This is a genomic window from Hymenobacter sp. BT559, from assembly GCF_017571525.1.
Classification (GTDB): Bacteria; Bacteroidota; Bacteroidia; order Cytophagales; family Hymenobacteraceae; genus Hymenobacter; species Hymenobacter ginsengisoli.
The window spans coordinates 130,429-145,993 of sequence record NZ_JAGETY010000003.1 but is presented as its reverse complement, the minus strand read 5'-3'; the positions used below and the strand labels follow the sequence as shown (position 1 = coordinate 145,993).

Here is a 15,565-nt window from a genome sequence, read left to right as displayed (position 1 = left end):
CGGGATGGGACAGCAAGTTTGCCGGTCATCTTCTATGCTGTGTGCGGGGTAGGAATTGTGGGGAGCTGTGCGGCCTATGCGGCGCTGGTACTTTACTCGGCCAGCTGGCCCGAGGCGGCGGCCTTGCGCACGTTTTATGCCTGGGAGCCCCGTGCGTATACCGCCGCCGAGTTTGCGGCGCTGCGGGGGGCGCTGGCTGGGCTGGCGCTGGCGGCGCTTGGCCTAGCCACTGGCCTGGGCTTGGCGCTGGCAGGCCGGGAGCAGTTGCGCCGGCTAGGCCAAGAAATAGCCAGTAGCGCCCGGGGGCTGGCGGCCGGCTGGCGCGGGTTGGCGCGCCGGCAGCGGTGCTGGGCAGGCGGGTTGCTGCTAGCTCTCACGGCCCTGCGGCTCTATTATAGTACGGTCATCATCCCGGCCGACGATGGGGTTTCCTACGAGGTGTTTGTACGGGCGCGCCTGCTGGTGGTGAGCGCGGCCTATCCCATGCCCAATAACCACATCGGCAGCAATACACTCAACTGGTTGTTTTATCAGCTTCACCCCGGTTTTTGGTGGAGCATGCGTCTGCCCGTGATGCTTACCAGCACGGCCGCCACGGTACTATGGTTTCTGACGCTGCTGCGGCGCAGCAGCTTTCGGGTAGCTGTGCTGGCCGTGAGCTTATTCAGCGTGCTGCAGCTGAGTCTTTTTCATGCCGCTTCGGGCCGGGGCTACTGGTTGCTGCTCGGGTTGGGGGCCGTAGGTTTCTTTGCGGTGCTGGAGCTCACGGCGCAGGCTGCCGGGCGAGCCCCGCGGGTGCGCGCCGCCTGGCTGGGGCTGGGGCTGAGCGGGGTGTTGGGCTTATACACGGTGCCCACCCACGGATATTTTCTGTTTTCGGCCTACGGCTGGCTGGGGTTGGTGGCCCTGCGGCGGCGGGCGTGGCCGCTGTTGGTTGCGGCCGTGGCCCTGGGCGGGCTGACACTGCTGGGCGCGGGGCTTCTCTACGCGCCGCTGCTGCTGGTGTCGGGCCCCGGGCTGCTATTTCATAATAACTATGTACTGCCGCTGGCCACCGGGGCCTTTTGGCGGCAGTTGCCGGTGTACCTGTGGCTGAATGAGGGTTGGCTCAGCGGGCACCGTTGGCTAGGGGTGCTGCCCCTGCTGGCCGTGTTGCTCGGCACGGGCGCCTGGTGGCGGCGGGCACAAGCAGGGTTGCTGCCGCGTGACCAAGCCCAGCTGGGGCAGCTGTTGGTGCCTCTCAGCGTTTGGTTTATCACCACCCCCTATGTGCTGCTGCTGGTGCAGCGGGTGGCGGCCCCCGAGCGGACGCTCTTTTACAAGGCCTTGCCGGCGTGCGTGCTCGTGGCCTTGCTGGCCGATTGGGTGCTGCGGGTGGCGCAGTCGCGTGGTAGAGCCCGTGCGCTACGCGCACTGCTGGTAGGGGGCGGGCTGGTTTTTACGGCCAGCCAGCTTTACCTGGTGGAGCGTCACAATGCGGAACAGAAGCAGTTTTGGCAGATGCTGCGCCAGCCCATGGCCTGGCTGGCTACGCAGCCCGTGGGGCCCGTGCTGGCGCCCGAGCCCCTGCCACAATTTATCCTGTGTTTTTTTGCGCACACCGAGTTTCGGAGCCAGCCATGGGTTATCGACAGCCGCCCCCGGCCCGGGGTGCGCTACCGCTACGTAGTAAGTCCGCCTGGTGTCCGGCAGGTACCCGGTGGCCCACCCGTGCGCGGGGTGCCGGCTTTCCACGGAGCTGCCGATATTTTCGTGGTGCAGTAAATTAATGGCCAGCTTAGCCGCCCCCAACCTCCATGCGCTTTCTACTTCGATTTCACTGCTTCCTGCTGCTCGGGGCGGCGGGCGGGCTGACCCTGCTGGTGGGGCTACGTGGCTATGCCAGCTTGGCCCAGCAGGTAAGGCACCCCCGCTTAGGAGGAATATTCTTCGGCCTGCACCGCGACGTAGTGCCCGCCGCCCTCACGCCCGGGCGCTACCAACAGCTGCGCCTAGCCCTGTCTATCGCGCTGCTGTTGGCGCTGGCCGGGTTGTGGTGGTCTGGAAGGGGGCGGCAGTCCTTGGCGGTAGCCGTGGCCTTGCAGTTGGGCAAGCGGGTCCGCCACTGGTGGGAGGCGCTGTGGCGGCCGGTGTGGCAGCTGGACCCGGCCGAGCGGGCACTGGCGGCCACGCTGCTGGCGGTGGTGGTGCTGGCCCGGTTCTACTACGCGGGCTATTACCCCTTGAGCCTCGACGAAATAGCTTCGTATGACTACTTCGTGCTGCCGGGCGCGGCGGTCACGGCCAGCTATTATTCCTTTCCCAACAACCATATCCTGGCCAACCTGCTCGTGGGCCTGGTGCACGGGCTGCTGCCCGGCGCCTCGCCGACGTTGGCCCTGCGGCTGCTGCCCACCCTATCAGGGGTGCTCACACTGCCGATAGTGTATGCGCTGATGCTGCGCTACCTGCGCTTTGGGGTGGCCACGCTCGGGCTGGGGCTGTATTGGCTTTCGCCGCTGGGCGTGTACTACGCCGTGGCCGGGCGCGGCTATGCCTGGGCGATGGTGGCAGCGCTAGGCGGCCTCTTTGCCACGGCCGAATTGCTGCGGCCGGGCACGCGGCGGACCACCCGGCAGCTGGCCTGGGCGGTGTTTGGCCTGAGCGGGGTGCTGGGGCTGTATGCTGTGCCTACGCATCTGTATGCCCTATTGGGGCTAGGAGTCGCTTTGCTGCTGCAGGCTGCCCGGGCCCCGGCTCGGGTGCGGTGCATCAAGCTGAGGCAGCTAGCACTGGCCACGTTGGGCGTGGCCTTGGTAAGCACCGTGCTTTACGCGCCGGTGGAAGCGGTGTCGGGGTGGGCGGCGCTGCTGGCCAACCCGTACGTGGCGCGCCACGAATGGCCGGAGTTCCAGTTTGGCATTGGGCCTTGGCTGGTTGGCACCGCCACCGAGTTACTGGGCCAGCGTGGGCTGAGCGCCGCCGTTTACTGCTTGGTGCTGTGGCTAGCCCCGGTGGCGTTGTGCTGGGGCCGCGTGCCCCAGCCCACGCGCCGACTGGGCTGGGTGCTGTGGCTGCAAGTGGGGCTGTGGCTACCAGTGGTGCTTGGGCAGCGCGTGTACCCGCCGGCCCGCACGCTGCTGCTGGTGCTGCTGGCGTTTTTTCTGCTTGTCGCCATACTAGGGCAGGCCGCTTGGACTAGTGGGCCAGGCGTAGTGAAAAGCGTCGGTGCACTGATATACAAGCTACGGCTGCTGGTCCTGCTGGTGGTGCTGGGAGCCTATGGTGGCTACCGGCTGCATCGCGAGCAGACCATTATCCAGCAACTGACCCGGCAGCAGCAGGAGTTGCGTCAAGTCTACGCTTGGTTGCGGAGCCAGCCGCTGCGCCGCATCTGGGTCGAGCCGCGCGCCTACGCGTTGTGCTGGCACCATTACGCGCTGAGCGCGGGCCAGCGCCCGCTGCCGTTAGTAGTGCCGTATGATGCACTGACCGCGAGCCCCGGCGCAGCCGGTGAAGTAGAAGTATTGAAGCCTGGTCAATATGAGGCAGCCGCTCGGCGACCTGCCCGCTACCGCAGCGCGGGCGTTCTTGTGGTACCCGTGTCGCCTACAGAACATGTAATTAAGGATTGACACCTAGCCCCGGGCTAGCAGTACGATGCCCGCCACAATCAGCCCCAGCCCGCTGGCTTGGGCCAGTGTGAGGCCTTCGCGCAGCACCACCAGCCCCAGCACCGCTGCCAGCAGCACCGAGCCGCCCACAATAACCGGGGTGCCCGTGGAGGCCGGTACCCCGCGCTTAAATACCACAAACGTCAGAATCTCGGCCAGCCCCACACTCAGCCCGGCCAGGGCCGCCAGCCCCAGCCCACGGCCACTCACGGCCAGCGGCTGCCCCAGCAGCTTGAGGCGCACCAGCCACGCCGCACCCAGTCCGGCCGCTACCACTTGCAGCACCACCGCACCCACGGCCGGCGGCAGGTGTGCGGCGGCCAGCTTGATAAAAAAGTTGTAGCCGGCCAGACACAGGGCCGTGAGCAGGGCTAGTGGAAGCCAGGATAACATATTGGAGCGATAGGGCAAGCGCCACAATATACGGTTGGCTTTGCAGGTCAATCAATCGCGCCCTCGGCATTTATAATGAGATAGAGCCCAGTAGTCGGATTGTAGCACCATTTAGGAGCTACTAATCCAACTACTGGGCTCTATCTACGATTTAGTCAGCTGCCTATAAGGCAACGGACCACGATTTACACTAAGCAATTCGTCAATGTAACATGCTTAAATAGAGTGCGGGAGTACGCTCACATCAGTAGTAAGTGACAGCGTCACCCGGCCATCAGGCCAGCGCACGCCCTTGGTCGCATACCCCTTGCCGCATTCGGAGTAGGCCGTGCCTTCCACTACCGATTTCTGGGCGGGTGGAGTATCGGTGTCTATACCTTCCCATACCGATTGCTCTTTGCCCGAAGGAGTTATCATGTATTTAGTCTGGGTCATGATTAGATCGCGCCCAACACCCGTCAAGTCTCCCGAAATAGGTACGGTGCGGGTACCATCCTGAATATACGCCCCGACAGTACCATTAGCATCCGCATTGTAGTTGAAGGACTGGCAAGGTACCGGAGAAACTACGCCAGCATTGTTTGATACTGCCTGGCTGAGACTAGGCGTAGGGTCGTTCGAGCGCTGGCAGCTCGAGAGGCTGAGGGTGGCGAGCGCCAAAGCAGCGACTGCATGGACGCGGAGGGTGGCAATTGTCTTCATAAAGAAAGAGAAAAGGGTGAATGATGGACCAAAGGTAGAGGAATAATTGGTAGTTGTGTATAATCTAAGTCAAAGTAATTATTGGATGGTTTATGTTTTCGAATCTGCTTTTTTGTTCCATAAATAAGATTTTTTTAACTAAAGGTTTGATAATCAATAATTGTAAATGATAATTTATGTATTATACAAATTAAATTATTCGAATTATATAATGTTTTCATTGTTTGCTCATACTATGTGAGTGGCTTGTTTGCGTATCTGAAAAATTTAGTGTGGGTAAAGTATCGTTGCATATCAGCCCACTGAGAGTACCTCGTTCTCATAAAAAACCACCAGCTTAAGCTGCTGGCGTCACGAAAGAGGTAGAGATAAATGAAATTTGATTCGAAACTGCTGATAAAAATAATATATGTAATATATATTTTTAATTGAAACACCACGGCTCTTTTAGGTAAGTGCAACCACAGCGGGCCGCGCCAACGGCTGGGTTTGCTCTGCCGTTGGCGCGTTCGTTGGTAAGCCTCTTGGCTCGGTACCCCTTAAAAAAGAGAAACCCGGCTGCGATAACAGTCGGGGTTTATGAGGCGGGGTTTTGCAACTAATGCAATCAGAACGGCGGCATGGTTGGGATGTAGCTGCACTGACCTTCGATTGCAGGTGGGGTAGCTAAAGTTATAGATACGCTAGTTATCAAATGTTTACTCAGATAGTTGGCAAGGAGCTGAGTGCCCGGCCCCTTATTTTCTTGGTAACTGATAAAAATATAACGGGTTGGGTCTGTGGTTGGTTACTACTACTGCAAGCGGGTTTGAATAGCCTGCCATTCGGTAGCATCGTTAGCTTCAGCCCATAGCTCTTGCAGTTCTGATTCTTTCATTAATATACCTTACAGCCTTCCGTGCTAGCTTTTGAAGGGTATCAGTAGCATGAATAGGAGTTAGTAGTGGCTGCTAAGGCTACACTAGCCTCATCGGCTTCAATATACTCTTCTTCTGCACCCAACTCCACCACGGTGGATAAGGCGCCTTCTATCATGGCTAACGATGGGTTATCGGTAAAGTCACCGACAAAATCCATGGCGTGGTCATTTTCAAAGTTTCGGTTTTCCCAAGCGCCCATATAGTGCTCAATTGAAGTAAGTGATGACAGGCGAACGTATGCTACCGCAGCTTCTCCTTTAGTATTTCCAGCTCCACAGCTGGGGCAATACGCTCATAGATAATATTATATGCTGCTGTGGTGATGGGCATATTCACCTTAAGCTGGCGGTTGAGCTCGTGAATGCTTTTCACGGCATAATATCCCTCGGCAATCATATTCATCTCCAGCTGGGCCGACTTCACGGAGTAGCCGCGGCCCACCATGCTGCCAAAGGTGCGGTTGCGCGAAAACTGCGAATAGGCCGTCACGAGCAAGTCGCCGAGGTAGGCCGAGGCGGAGAGGTCGCGCGGCTGGGGCGAGATGGCCTGCAAGAAGCGCCGGATTTCCTGCACCGCGTTGCTCACCAGCACGGCCAGGAAGTTATCGCCGTAACCCAGGCCGTGGGCAATGCCGCCGGTGAGGGCGATGATGTTTTTCATTACGGCGCAGTACTCGATGCCGTCGAGGTCGGCCGCCGGGTGGGCGCTCACGTAGCGGTTGCGCAGCAGCTGGCAGAAAGCGAGGCCTAGCCCGCTCACGTCGGGCGAGCCGATGGTGAGGTAGCTCTGTTTTTCGAGGGCTACCTCTTCGGCGTGGCAGGGCCCGGCAATGACCCCTAGCTGGGCGGCGGGCAGCCGGAAGCGCTCCTGCACGTAGTCCGTCACCAGCACGTTCTTGCCCGGAATCATGCCTTTAATGGCCGACACCACACCGCTTTTGTGGCGCAGGGCGTCGCGGCCCAGCTTGTCGAGCACGGGCTGCACGAAGGCCGCCGGCACGGCCAACACCAGCCAATCGGCTTCCAGCACGGCATCGCTAAGGTCGGTGGTGGGGTAGACCAGGTTGCGGTCGAAGAGCACCGAGGAGAGGTAGCGCGGGTTGTGGCCGGTGCGCATCAGGTGCTGCACGTCGTCTTTCGAGCGCAGCCACCAATCGACGCGGGCGCCGTTTTCGGAGAGGATTTTAGTTAGCGCGGTGGCCCAGGAGCCGCCGCCAATCATGGCAATTTTTTCCATAGAGCAGGGGCGGGGCGAGCCGGCCCGTGGGGAAGTCGGGAGGGAATTCAGCCCGCAAGCTAGAGCCGGCAGCTGCATATTTGTGGGAATTCTTGTTTTCTTATGTCTGCAGTTATTGCCGCTACGGCCGCTTTTATCGAAGAAAAATTTCAAGCTGAGGGCTCGGGTCATGACTGGCCGCACATCCGGCGGGTGTGGCAGGTGGCGCGGGCGCTGGCCGCCCAAACGCCCGGCACCGACCTCGAAGTAGCTGAGCTGGCGGCGTTGCTGCATGACATTGCCGACTGGAAGTTCCACGGCGGCGACTACGAGGCCGGCCCCCGCGCCGCCCGCGCCTGGCTGGCCAGCCAGCACGTGCCCGAGGCTACCATTGCCCGCGTCGAGCAGGTTATTCGCGAAGTGAGCTTTAAAGGGCTAGGGGTCGAAACGCCCGTCAGCAGCCCCGAAGCCGCCGTGGTGCAGGATGCCGACCGCCTCGATGCCATAGGCGCTATTGGCATAGGCCGAGCCTTTGCCTACGGGGGCCACAAGGGCCGCCCGATGCACGACCCGGCCACGCCGCCCGTGTCGCACGCCGATTTTGAGCAGTATAAGCAAAGTACCGCGCCCACCCTTAACCACTTCTACGAGAAGCTGCTGCATCTTAAGGACCGCCTCACCACGCCCGCCGCTCGCCGGCTGGCCGAGGAGCGCCACCGCTTCATGGAGCAGTTTGTGGCCCAGTTTCTGCGTGAGTGGGCTAGTGAAGATGCGGCCCAGCTACCGGGCGCTACCTTTACCGCATGATGAAGGACACGCTACTACCTGCTGGCCGGAGCCGGTTTTACCTCTTGCTGACGCTGCTGGCCGGACTGGGGCTCGCCAGCTGCCGCACGTGTCCCATCGATGCCTGCCACGCCCGCAAAGCGCATTACCACAACGGCGTAAAGTATCGCGCCCGGCCCATCTGGAAAATGCAGTACCCCGCCATCGGCGAGCGGTATAAGAACCAGCACGACGGCGACAACAAGCGCAAGAAGAGCGACCACAGCAAGTCGCTGAAGTAAACTGGGCGCTAGGGCCTTTTTAGGTGATTTAGCTTTTTGAGGGGGCTAGCGTGGCCTCGGCGGTAGTTGTCGGGGGGTAGACGAGCGGCTGCACAAAGTGGCGCAGAAGCTAGGAAAAGTGGCTTTTTTGGCGTAAATTGCGCACGCATATAAGCAGGCGTATTGCCGGGCGTGTTCCTAACCGGACGCGTAGGCGGGCCGCCGCTTTTTCTTGAACAACAGCCGACCGCCAGCCGCGGTCAGCTAACAGCCACAAACAGAATGGCCGAAGGCGAAAAAATCATTTCGATAAACATCGAAGACGAGATGCGCGGAGCCTACATCGACTACTCGATGTCGGTTATCATCTCGCGGGCGCTGCCCGACGTGCGCGACGGCCTCAAGCCGGTGCACCGGCGCGTGCTCTACGGCATGAGCGAGCTAGGGGTGTCGTACACCAAAAGCCACAAGAAGTCGGCCCGTATCGTGGGCGAGGTGCTGGGTAAGTACCACCCGCACGGCGACAGCTCGGTGTATGACACCATGGTGCGTATGGCTCAGGACTGGAGCCTGCGCTACCCGCTGGTAGATGGCCAGGGTAACTTTGGCTCGATTGACGGCGACTCGCCGGCCGCCATGCGCTACACCGAGGCCCGCCTCAAGCGCTTGTCGGATGAGCTGCTAGGGGACCTCGACAAGGATACAGTTGACTTTCAGCCCAACTTCGACGACTCGCTCGAAGAGCCCAGCGTGCTGCCCGCCAAGTTCCCGAACCTGCTCGTGAACGGCACCAGCGGCATTGCCGTGGGCATGGCCACCAACATGGCCCCGCATAACCTGACTGAAGTAGTGAACGGCATCGTGGCGTACCTCGACAACGAGGACATCACCGTGACCGAGCTTATGGAGCACATCACGGCGCCCGACTTCCCCACGGGCGGCATTATCTACGGCTACGAGGGCGTGAAGCAGGCCTTCGAAACCGGCCGGGGCCGCATCGTGATGCGGGCCAAGCACCACTTCGAAACCCTGCCCAGCGGCAAGGAGCAGATTATCGTGACCGAGATTCCCTATCAGGTGAACAAGGCCTCGATGATTGAGAAAACGGCCGCGCTCATCAACGACAAGAAGATTGAGGGCATTGCCGCCCTGCGCGACGAAAGCGACCGCGACGGCATGCGCATCGTGTATGAGCTCAAGCGCGACGCCCTGAACACGGTGGTTCTGAATAACTTGTTCAAGTACACCCAGCTGCAGTCGTCGTTTGGCGTCAACAACGTGGCCCTGGTGAAGGGCCGCCCGATGACGCTGGGCCTGCGTGACCTCATCAAGTACTTCGTCGAGCACCGCGAAGAAGTAATCGTGCGCCGCACGCGCTTCGAGCTGGCCGAGGCCCAGAAGCGGGCCCACATCCTGGAAGGCTTGCTCATCGCCCTCGACCACCTGGACGAGGTAATTAAGCTCATCCGCGAGTCGCGCGACCCCGAGGTGGCCCGGCTAGGCCTCATCGAGCGCTTTGCCCTGAGCGAAGTGCAGGCCCGCGCCATTCTGGACATGCGCCTGCAGCGCCTCACCGGTTTGGAGCGCGACAAGCTCGTAGCCGAATATGAGGACCTGATGCGCCTTATCGACCGCCTGAATACCATTCTGGCTTCAGAAGCCGAGCAGCGCGCCCTCATTAAGAGTGAGCTGCTGGAGATGCGCGACCGCTACGGTGATGCCCGTCGCACGAGCATCAACCACGCCGGCGGCGACTTCTCGATGGAAGACATGATTGCCGACGAGGCGATGGTCATTACCATCAGCCGCGAAGGCTACATCAAGCGTACCAGCCTCGACGAGTACCGCACGCAGGGGCGGGGTGGGGTAGGTGCCCGTGGCGCCGGCTCCAAGCAGGACGACTTCACGGAGCACCTGTTTGTGGCCACCACCCACGAGTACCTGCTCATCTTCACCGAGCAGGGCCGCATGTTCTGGCTGCGGGCCTACGAAGTGCCCGAAACCGCCAAGACCAGCAAGGGCACGCCGCTGCAAAACCTCATCGACAAGCCCAAGGAAGACGCCGTGCGCTCGGTGCTCAACGTGCGCAACCTGCGCTCGCCCGACTACTTGGAAAATACCTTCCTCATGTTCTGCACCGAGCAGGGCACGGTGAAGAAGACCCCGCTCGAAGCGTACTCGCGTCCGCGGGCGGCCGGCATCAATGCCATCACCATCAACGAAGGCGACCGGCTGCTCGACGTGCAGCTGCTGGCCGGCAATTCGCAGGTTATTCTGGCTTCCCGCTCGGGCCGGGCCGTGCGCTTCCCCGAAGAGAAAGTGCGCCAGATGGGCCGCACCGCCGCCGGGGTGCGTGGCATCTCGCTCAGCGAAGAAGATGCCGACGACAAAGTAGTGGGCATGGTGTGCATCGCCGATGCCAGCCAGGAGCTGCTCGTGGTGAGCGACAATGGCTACGGCAAGCGTTCGGCGCTGGAAGAATACCGCATCACCAACCGCGGCGGCAAGGGTGTGAAAGCCATGCAGATAACTGAGAAAACCGGTAAGCTGGTGAGCATCCAGGCCGTGACTGATGCCGACGATTTGATGATAATCAACCGTTCGGGCCTCACCATTCGGCTGAGCATGAGTGAATTGCGCACCATTGGCCGGGCTACGCAGGGCGTGCGTCTGTTTAAGGTGGCGGCCAATGACGAAATCTCATCGGTAGCCAAAGTAGCGGCCGCCGAGGTCGAAGAGCTGGAGCCGCTGGTGGCCGAAGCCCTGGGGGGCGCTGCGTTAGTACCAGGCGCCGGGGCATCGCTTGCCGATGACGACCTCGACGTAGCCGACGACACAGACCTGGCCGCCGACGAGGAAGACGCCGAGGCCGACGAGCAGGAGTAGGGCTCGGCTAGAAATAGGAGCGGGGCGGCCCCCAGGTGGGTCGCCCTTTTCTATTGCCGGGCCGGTCGCGTAGGACTTTAACCGGCTTTTGTAGTAAACCGCCTGGTTGGGGCTAGCGTAGACCCCGGCTGGCATCCCGTTTGCCGGGCGGGTGTAGTTTTGTCATCTCAACCATTTTTCTTTCCCCTCCCAATGAAAAAAAACCTTCTGACGCTAGCCGCCACGGCCGTCCTAATGGGCACCGTAGGCCTGGCCACGCCGGCTCTGGCGCAAAGTTCGGCGATTACCAACGCCATCCTGAGCCAGAAAGCTGGCCAGCTGGATAAGGCGCTGGAAAGCATCAACCAAGCCGTTGCCAGCGATAAAACCAAAGAAAAGGATAAAGCCAAAGCGTGGTTTACGCGTGGCGAAATCTATTACCAGCTGGTAGACCCCAGCACCCAGGCGCTATTTGGCAAATACACCAAAGACATGCAGCCCGGCGAGCCGCTGCAGAAAGCGGCCGAGTCGTATCAGAAAGCGCTGGCGCTTGATGGGCCCACCGGCGAATATGGCAAGCAGGTGGCAGGCCGGCTGCAGAATCTCTATGGGCTAGCCTTCAACGCGGGCGTGAAGAGCTACAACGACAAAGACTACGATAAGGCCATTGCCAGCTACAAGCTCGCCTCGCAGATGAATCCGCAGGATACATCTGCCGTGCTTTACGGGGCATATGCCTACTCCGCTAAGCAGGATTTTGCCGGAGCCAAGTCGGCCTATAACCAGTTGCTGGCGATGGACGCCTACAAAACCAAGCCCGCGCCGGTAGGGGTTTATACACAATTGTTGCAAATAGCCCGGCAGGAGAAGAACGATGCTGAGGCGCAGAAGGTGCTGCAGCAGGCCCTAGCGGCATACCCCAACAATAAGACCTTCCTTATTGAAGACCTGAACGTGGCCATGAGCGGCGGCAACGGCGCCGGGGCCCTGGATAAAATCAGCAAGGCAATCGCGGCTGACCCCAACAACTCCAACCTGTACGCTGTGCGAGCCGGGGTTTATGACAAACAGGGCAAAACTGACCTGGCGCAGGCTGATTACAAGAAAGCCATTGAACTCGACCCCAATAATTTCGATTCGCAGTTCAACATGGGTATCTACAATTTCAACCAGGCTGCTACGCTGTATACCAAGGCTAGCAAAATGGACTTGAAAACGTATCAGCTCAAAGGCAAGCCCCTGGAGGCACAAGGTAAAAAATACTTCGAGGCCTCGGTGCCGTATTTTGAAAAGGCGCTCGAGATTCAGCCCAATGACCCGAGCACTATCAGTGCCTTGCAGAAGGTTTATTTCCGGTTGGGCCGCAATGCCGATTCGGAGAAAATGGCTGCTCGTCTCCAGGCACTCAAGAAGTAATTCAGTCTGTTGTCAGTATTCGCTGCTGTTTTGTAAAAAAAAGCCCGACCAGTCTGGTCGGGCTTTTTTAGAATGTGTAGGCGCGAAGGGGAGGGTGAATAGAAAGGGTGACAAACGATGTCGGGCTTTTCGCAGATTCAATTTAACATAATATAAATTATAAGACAAACGAATGGGGCTCGCTGGGCGGTTTCAGGTAGCCATTGTTGAGTCATAAAGCTAGCGCATAATTAGAACTGAGTTAATTTGAACACTGCTAGGATCCTCAGATAAAAGTTGTAGTTGCTGTGAAACTAGTGTCGCTACAGTAGAATCGTAGTTCAGTGTGTCTGGTGTGTCTTTTCATGGCACCATGGCCTCCACCTCGGCACTGGCGTAAAGCTTGGCGATTATCACTAGCATTCTAAGCTAGAAGCCGGTTTTCCGAATGAGATGTCTGGTTTGCGTGCCGTAGCCGTTGTCGCTTGCCAATTGATATGTACTAAGTAGAAATATAAGGCTACCCATAGTGGTCAAATAGTTTGGGTAAGAACCATCTTCTTTGCCGCCCTGGTTGATGCTTGCTGCAACAATCAGAAACTGCTGACTGCCTTATATTCCTACACCACAACCGCGTGTTGAGCTTGGATGCTCTTGACGCGTCTAATTCTAGGTTGTCTTTTGTTGACGAGCACGAGCGCGCAAAGCCCTGATATTTTTCGGTACTCTTCAGCTATTGTGATTTCTGAGGCAACTGGGGCTTTGCTGAGGTACTCGATGAGTTGTTAGCTGGCCGTCGGTCATTATAATAGTCTTGTTGATAATGGGGTAATTCCTCCCCTATCAGTTATGCCTGAAAGTATAAATGGTATGACTAGCATTAGCACAAAGTCAAGAAGAATAAACTAGTACTATAAAGTACAAAAAAGCATAAAATGATAATTAATTTTTATACTTTTTTGTACTTTATAGTACTCAATCACCTAACCTTTCTTTTATTTACTCCCGTATAAACCCTGTCTTGTTCTTGTAACGTTTTATGCCTAAACTGATTGATTACCCACGCACAAGCTATACCGGAGCCTGGGAAGTTGCCGAGGTAGTAGATGACACTGGGGGAAAATGTGCCTTAGAGACCTGTGCCCGGAAACTCAACCGGAAAGTAAGTGGCTCTTTCAAAGCGATTATTGGCTCAGCGGTCAAGTTCGGGTTACTGACCAGTAAGCGCGAGATGCTTACCACAACCACCCTGTTTCGTCGCATCAAGCATGCCTACGACAAGCAGGAAGAACTGGTCTTTCACCGGGAAGCCTTTCTGAATCCGCCCTTATTTACGCAGCTGTGCCGCAAATTCCGTTCTCGCGAACTACCTGTGGCCATGCTTGACGTCCTACTAATCCGCGAATTTGACGTCGAAGAAATCAATGCCCAGGGCGTCGCCAAGGCTTTTGTAGATGGCGCTCGGATGGTTGGCTTACTTGACGAGCACAACATCATGGCTGACATTGACCAACTAGCCGCTCAACAGCCGGCGCGGCGAGAATTAGCCAGCCCCGCTCCCTCTGCCAACGTCTTTCGACAATCTCCACTCCCGCTAGTTCCTAGCGAGCCCCCCTTTGACGAGGCAGATGACGAGGGTACTGACGAGGTAGCTACACCATCTGATACAGCAGTTACTACCGCGCCACCTGCATCAACGTCGAGCGCACCGGCTAGGCCAAGCTTGCTTCCTCCGGCGCGAATGGCTCCACAGGCCACTAGCGACGCCATTGCCAGCTTATTCGGCCTTGCCGGGACAGTACCAGCACAACCACCAACTCCAAGCAACAGTGGTGCCCTGCGCAACTCTTCGCCTAATGCCGCCTCTGCTGCTCCAGTAACACAGCCGGCACCAGCGCCCAGTCTGCCAGCACCGAGCGAAAACGAGCCTAACGCACTCGTCTTTCGCATTCAAGTTGCGGGCCCAGGGCTTAATACTTCGCTGGAGGTTGTTGATGTGGAGGACTTGGCTGTAGTGCGGGCCTTACTCAGCAAAATCGAACGCCGCCTTAGCCAGTAGTTTTAAGGCGAAAACCTAAAGTACTTGTTATCAGCAAAAAACCAATTCATATAATTATTATGTTAAGTTGACTGCTTAATTAAAATCGGCCCTTTACTAGTGGCTGGGGCAGTTTTAATTAAGCAGTCAACTGCACTTAAGCTTAGTCGGGCAAGGGCCGGCGCTGCCCACTGCCAATGACCTGATGCCGCTGCCGCAGCACTGCCAACACCTCATCCAGCGAAGAGCCGCTGACGCGCAAGAGCACCAGCAGATGGTAGAGCAGGTCGGCCGCCTCGCCGGCTAGCCCCTCTTTATTACCCGCCATGGCATCGATAACTGTCTCGATGGCCTCCTCCCCTACTTTTTGGGCAATCCGGGACAGACCTTTTTCAAAGAGCCGCACCGTATAGGAGCCCGGCTCCTCAGCCGGATGCTGGTGGCGCCGCTCAATAAGGCGCTCAAGCTCGGCCAGAAAACCAATGGCCGGGGCCGGCAACGCGCCTGGTGCCGAGGATGGTAGGGCTTCGTCCTCGAAGCAGCTGGTGGTGCCCCGGTGGCAGGTGGGGCCATCGGGGCGGGCCAGCACCAGTACCGTGTCCTGGTCGCAGTCTACGTGCAGGCTCACTACCTGCAGGAAGTTACCGCTGGTTTCGCCCTTGGTCCAGAGGCGTTGCTTGGAGCGCGAGAAGAACGTGACGCGGCCCTCGGCCTGGGTGCGCTGCCAGGCCTCGGCATTGAAGTAGCCTAGCATAAGCACCTGTCCGGTAGCAGCATCCTGCACCACGGCGGGGATAAGCCGGTCGGGCATTTTATTAAAATCTAACTCCATCTGCATAAAAGGGAAAACGGCGGGCTAGCCCCGCGTAAAGGCATTGTAAAAGGTATAACCGCCTAAGCGGCTACGGCGGGTTTAGGTTGCAGCAAATCCCAGAGGTTGCCGTAGAGGTCCTCAAACACAGCCACCGTGGCGTAAGCTTCCTCCCGGGGTGTTTCGTGAAAGTGGACACCCCGGGCCTGCATGGCGTGATAATCGCGCCAGAAATCGTCGGTGGTCAGAAACAGGAATACCCGGCCTCCGGTCTGATTGCCCACGCGGCTTAGCTGCTCGGGACCATCGGCCTGCGCCAGCAGCAGGGCACTCCCCCCTTGCCCCCCGGGCGGGGCTACCAGCACCCAGCGCTTGCCGCCGCCCAGGGGCGTATCGGCCACCACTTCGAAGCCAAGCTGCCGGGTATAAAAGGCCAGGGCCTCGTCGTAGTCGCGCACCACCAGGGCGACATGGGCTAGCTGTTGTTGCATAGCTACTTAGTAGATAAAAATAGGCCTAGCCCCCTT

Annotated in this window: 13 protein-coding genes; 7 read left to right on the top strand and 6 right to left on the bottom strand. The window is 58.7% G+C overall.

The genetic code is table 11. From position 1 onward, the window contains the following. The first annotated feature begins 18 nt into the window (after positions 1-18). Entirely contained in the window at positions 19-1,764 is a 1,746-nt protein-coding gene (locus J4D99_RS05185) for a hypothetical protein (protein WP_208130652.1), read from the top strand. Between the two features lie 32 nt (positions 1,765-1,796). After that, entirely contained in the window at positions 1,797-3,614 is a 1,818-nt protein-coding gene (locus tag J4D99_RS05180) for a glycosyltransferase family protein (protein ID WP_208130651.1), read from the top strand. 3 nt (positions 3,615-3,617) lie between these two features. On the opposite strand, the gene J4D99_RS05175 is transcribed toward J4D99_RS05180, so the two are convergent. The 4 genes from J4D99_RS05175 to J4D99_RS05160 form a co-directional block, all read right to left on the bottom strand. Further along, positions 3,618-4,046 carry an EamA family transporter gene (locus J4D99_RS05175; RefSeq protein ID WP_208130650.1) on the bottom strand — a complete coding sequence of 143 codons (429 nt, stop codon included), beginning with the start codon at positions 4,044-4,046 and terminating at the stop codon, positions 3,618-3,620. Positions 4,047-4,262: 216 nt separating this feature from the next. After that, positions 4,263-4,481 (bottom strand): hypothetical protein, encoded by a 219-nt coding sequence (locus tag J4D99_RS05170; RefSeq protein WP_208130649.1) that lies wholly within the window; start codon positions 4,479-4,481, stop codon positions 4,263-4,265. A gap of 1,185 nt (positions 4,482-5,666) precedes the next feature. Beyond that, positions 5,667-5,867, bottom strand: a complete 201-nt coding sequence (locus J4D99_RS05165; protein WP_208130648.1) for a DUF4259 domain-containing protein — start codon at positions 5,865-5,867, stop codon at positions 5,667-5,669. A gap of 41 nt (positions 5,868-5,908) precedes the next feature. Next, a complete protein-coding gene (locus J4D99_RS05160) occupies positions 5,909-6,904 on the bottom strand; it encodes an NAD(P)H-dependent glycerol-3-phosphate dehydrogenase (RefSeq protein ID WP_208130647.1) in 996 nt (331 codons plus the stop codon). Positions 6,905-7,006: 102 nt separating this feature from the next. Here J4D99_RS05160 and J4D99_RS05155 point away from each other — a divergent pair, with 102 nt between their 5' ends. From J4D99_RS05155 to J4D99_RS05135, 5 genes are all read left to right on the top strand, one after another. After that, positions 7,007-7,690, top strand: a complete 684-nt coding sequence (locus J4D99_RS05155) for an HD domain-containing protein (protein WP_208130646.1) — start codon at positions 7,007-7,009, stop codon at positions 7,688-7,690. Next, a complete protein-coding gene (locus J4D99_RS05150) occupies positions 7,687-7,950 on the top strand; it encodes a hypothetical protein (protein ID WP_208130645.1) in 264 nt (87 codons plus the stop codon). Before J4D99_RS05155 ends, J4D99_RS05150 begins: the two co-directional genes overlap by 4 nt. 261 nt (positions 7,951-8,211) lie before the next feature. After that, positions 8,212-10,815, top strand: coding sequence for a DNA gyrase subunit A (gene gyrA / locus J4D99_RS05145; RefSeq protein WP_208130644.1), 2,604 nt, complete (start codon positions 8,212-8,214; stop codon positions 10,813-10,815). A 192-nt stretch (positions 10,816-11,007) separates the two neighbouring features. Then, a complete protein-coding gene (locus tag J4D99_RS05140) occupies positions 11,008-12,210 on the top strand; it encodes a tetratricopeptide repeat protein (protein WP_208130643.1) in 1,203 nt (400 codons plus the stop codon). A gap of 1,018 nt (positions 12,211-13,228) precedes the next feature. Beyond that, complete coding sequence (locus J4D99_RS05135; RefSeq protein ID WP_208130642.1) at positions 13,229-14,248, top strand: hypothetical protein; 1,020 nt, start codon at positions 13,229-13,231, stop codon at positions 14,246-14,248. A gap of 142 nt (positions 14,249-14,390) precedes the next feature. On the opposite strand, the gene hisIE is transcribed toward J4D99_RS05135, so the two are convergent. After that, positions 14,391-15,065, bottom strand: a complete 675-nt coding sequence (gene hisIE / locus J4D99_RS05130; RefSeq protein ID WP_208130641.1) for a bifunctional phosphoribosyl-AMP cyclohydrolase/phosphoribosyl-ATP diphosphatase HisIE — start codon at positions 15,063-15,065, stop codon at positions 14,391-14,393. A gap of 56 nt (positions 15,066-15,121) precedes the next feature. After that, positions 15,122-15,529, bottom strand: coding sequence for a VOC family protein (locus J4D99_RS05125; protein WP_208130640.1), 408 nt, complete (start codon positions 15,527-15,529; stop codon positions 15,122-15,124). Between the last annotated feature and the right edge of the window lie 36 nt (positions 15,530-15,565).

Coding starts and splice junctions, on each gene's coding strand:
- J4D99_RS05180 (WP_208130651.1), top strand. CDS start 1,797: ATGCGCTTTCTACTTCGATTTCACTGCTTCCTGCTGCTCGGGGCGGCG.
- J4D99_RS05175 (WP_208130650.1), bottom strand. CDS start 4,046: ATGTTATCCTGGCTTCCACTAGCCCTGCTCACGGCCCTGTGTCTGGCC.
- J4D99_RS05170 (WP_208130649.1), bottom strand. CDS start 4,481: ATGACCCAGACTAAATACATGATAACTCCTTCGGGCAAAGAGCAATCG.
- J4D99_RS05165 (WP_208130648.1), bottom strand. CDS start 5,867: ATGGGCGCTTGGGAAAACCGAAACTTTGAAAATGACCACGCCATGGAT.
- J4D99_RS05160 (WP_208130647.1), bottom strand. CDS start 6,904: ATGGAAAAAATTGCCATGATTGGCGGCGGCTCCTGGGCCACCGCGCTA.
- J4D99_RS05155 (WP_208130646.1), top strand. CDS start 7,007: ATGTCTGCAGTTATTGCCGCTACGGCCGCTTTTATCGAAGAAAAATTT.
- J4D99_RS05150 (WP_208130645.1), top strand. CDS start 7,687: ATGATGAAGGACACGCTACTACCTGCTGGCCGGAGCCGGTTTTACCTC.
- gyrA (WP_208130644.1), top strand. CDS start 8,212: ATGGCCGAAGGCGAAAAAATCATTTCGATAAACATCGAAGACGAGATG.
- J4D99_RS05140 (WP_208130643.1), top strand. CDS start 11,008: ATGAAAAAAAACCTTCTGACGCTAGCCGCCACGGCCGTCCTAATGGGC.
- J4D99_RS05135 (WP_208130642.1), top strand. CDS start 13,229: ATGCCTAAACTGATTGATTACCCACGCACAAGCTATACCGGAGCCTGG.
- hisIE (WP_208130641.1), bottom strand. CDS start 15,065: ATGCAGATGGAGTTAGATTTTAATAAAATGCCCGACCGGCTTATCCCC.
- J4D99_RS05125 (WP_208130640.1), bottom strand. CDS start 15,529: ATGCAACAACAGCTAGCCCATGTCGCCCTGGTGGTGCGCGACTACGAC.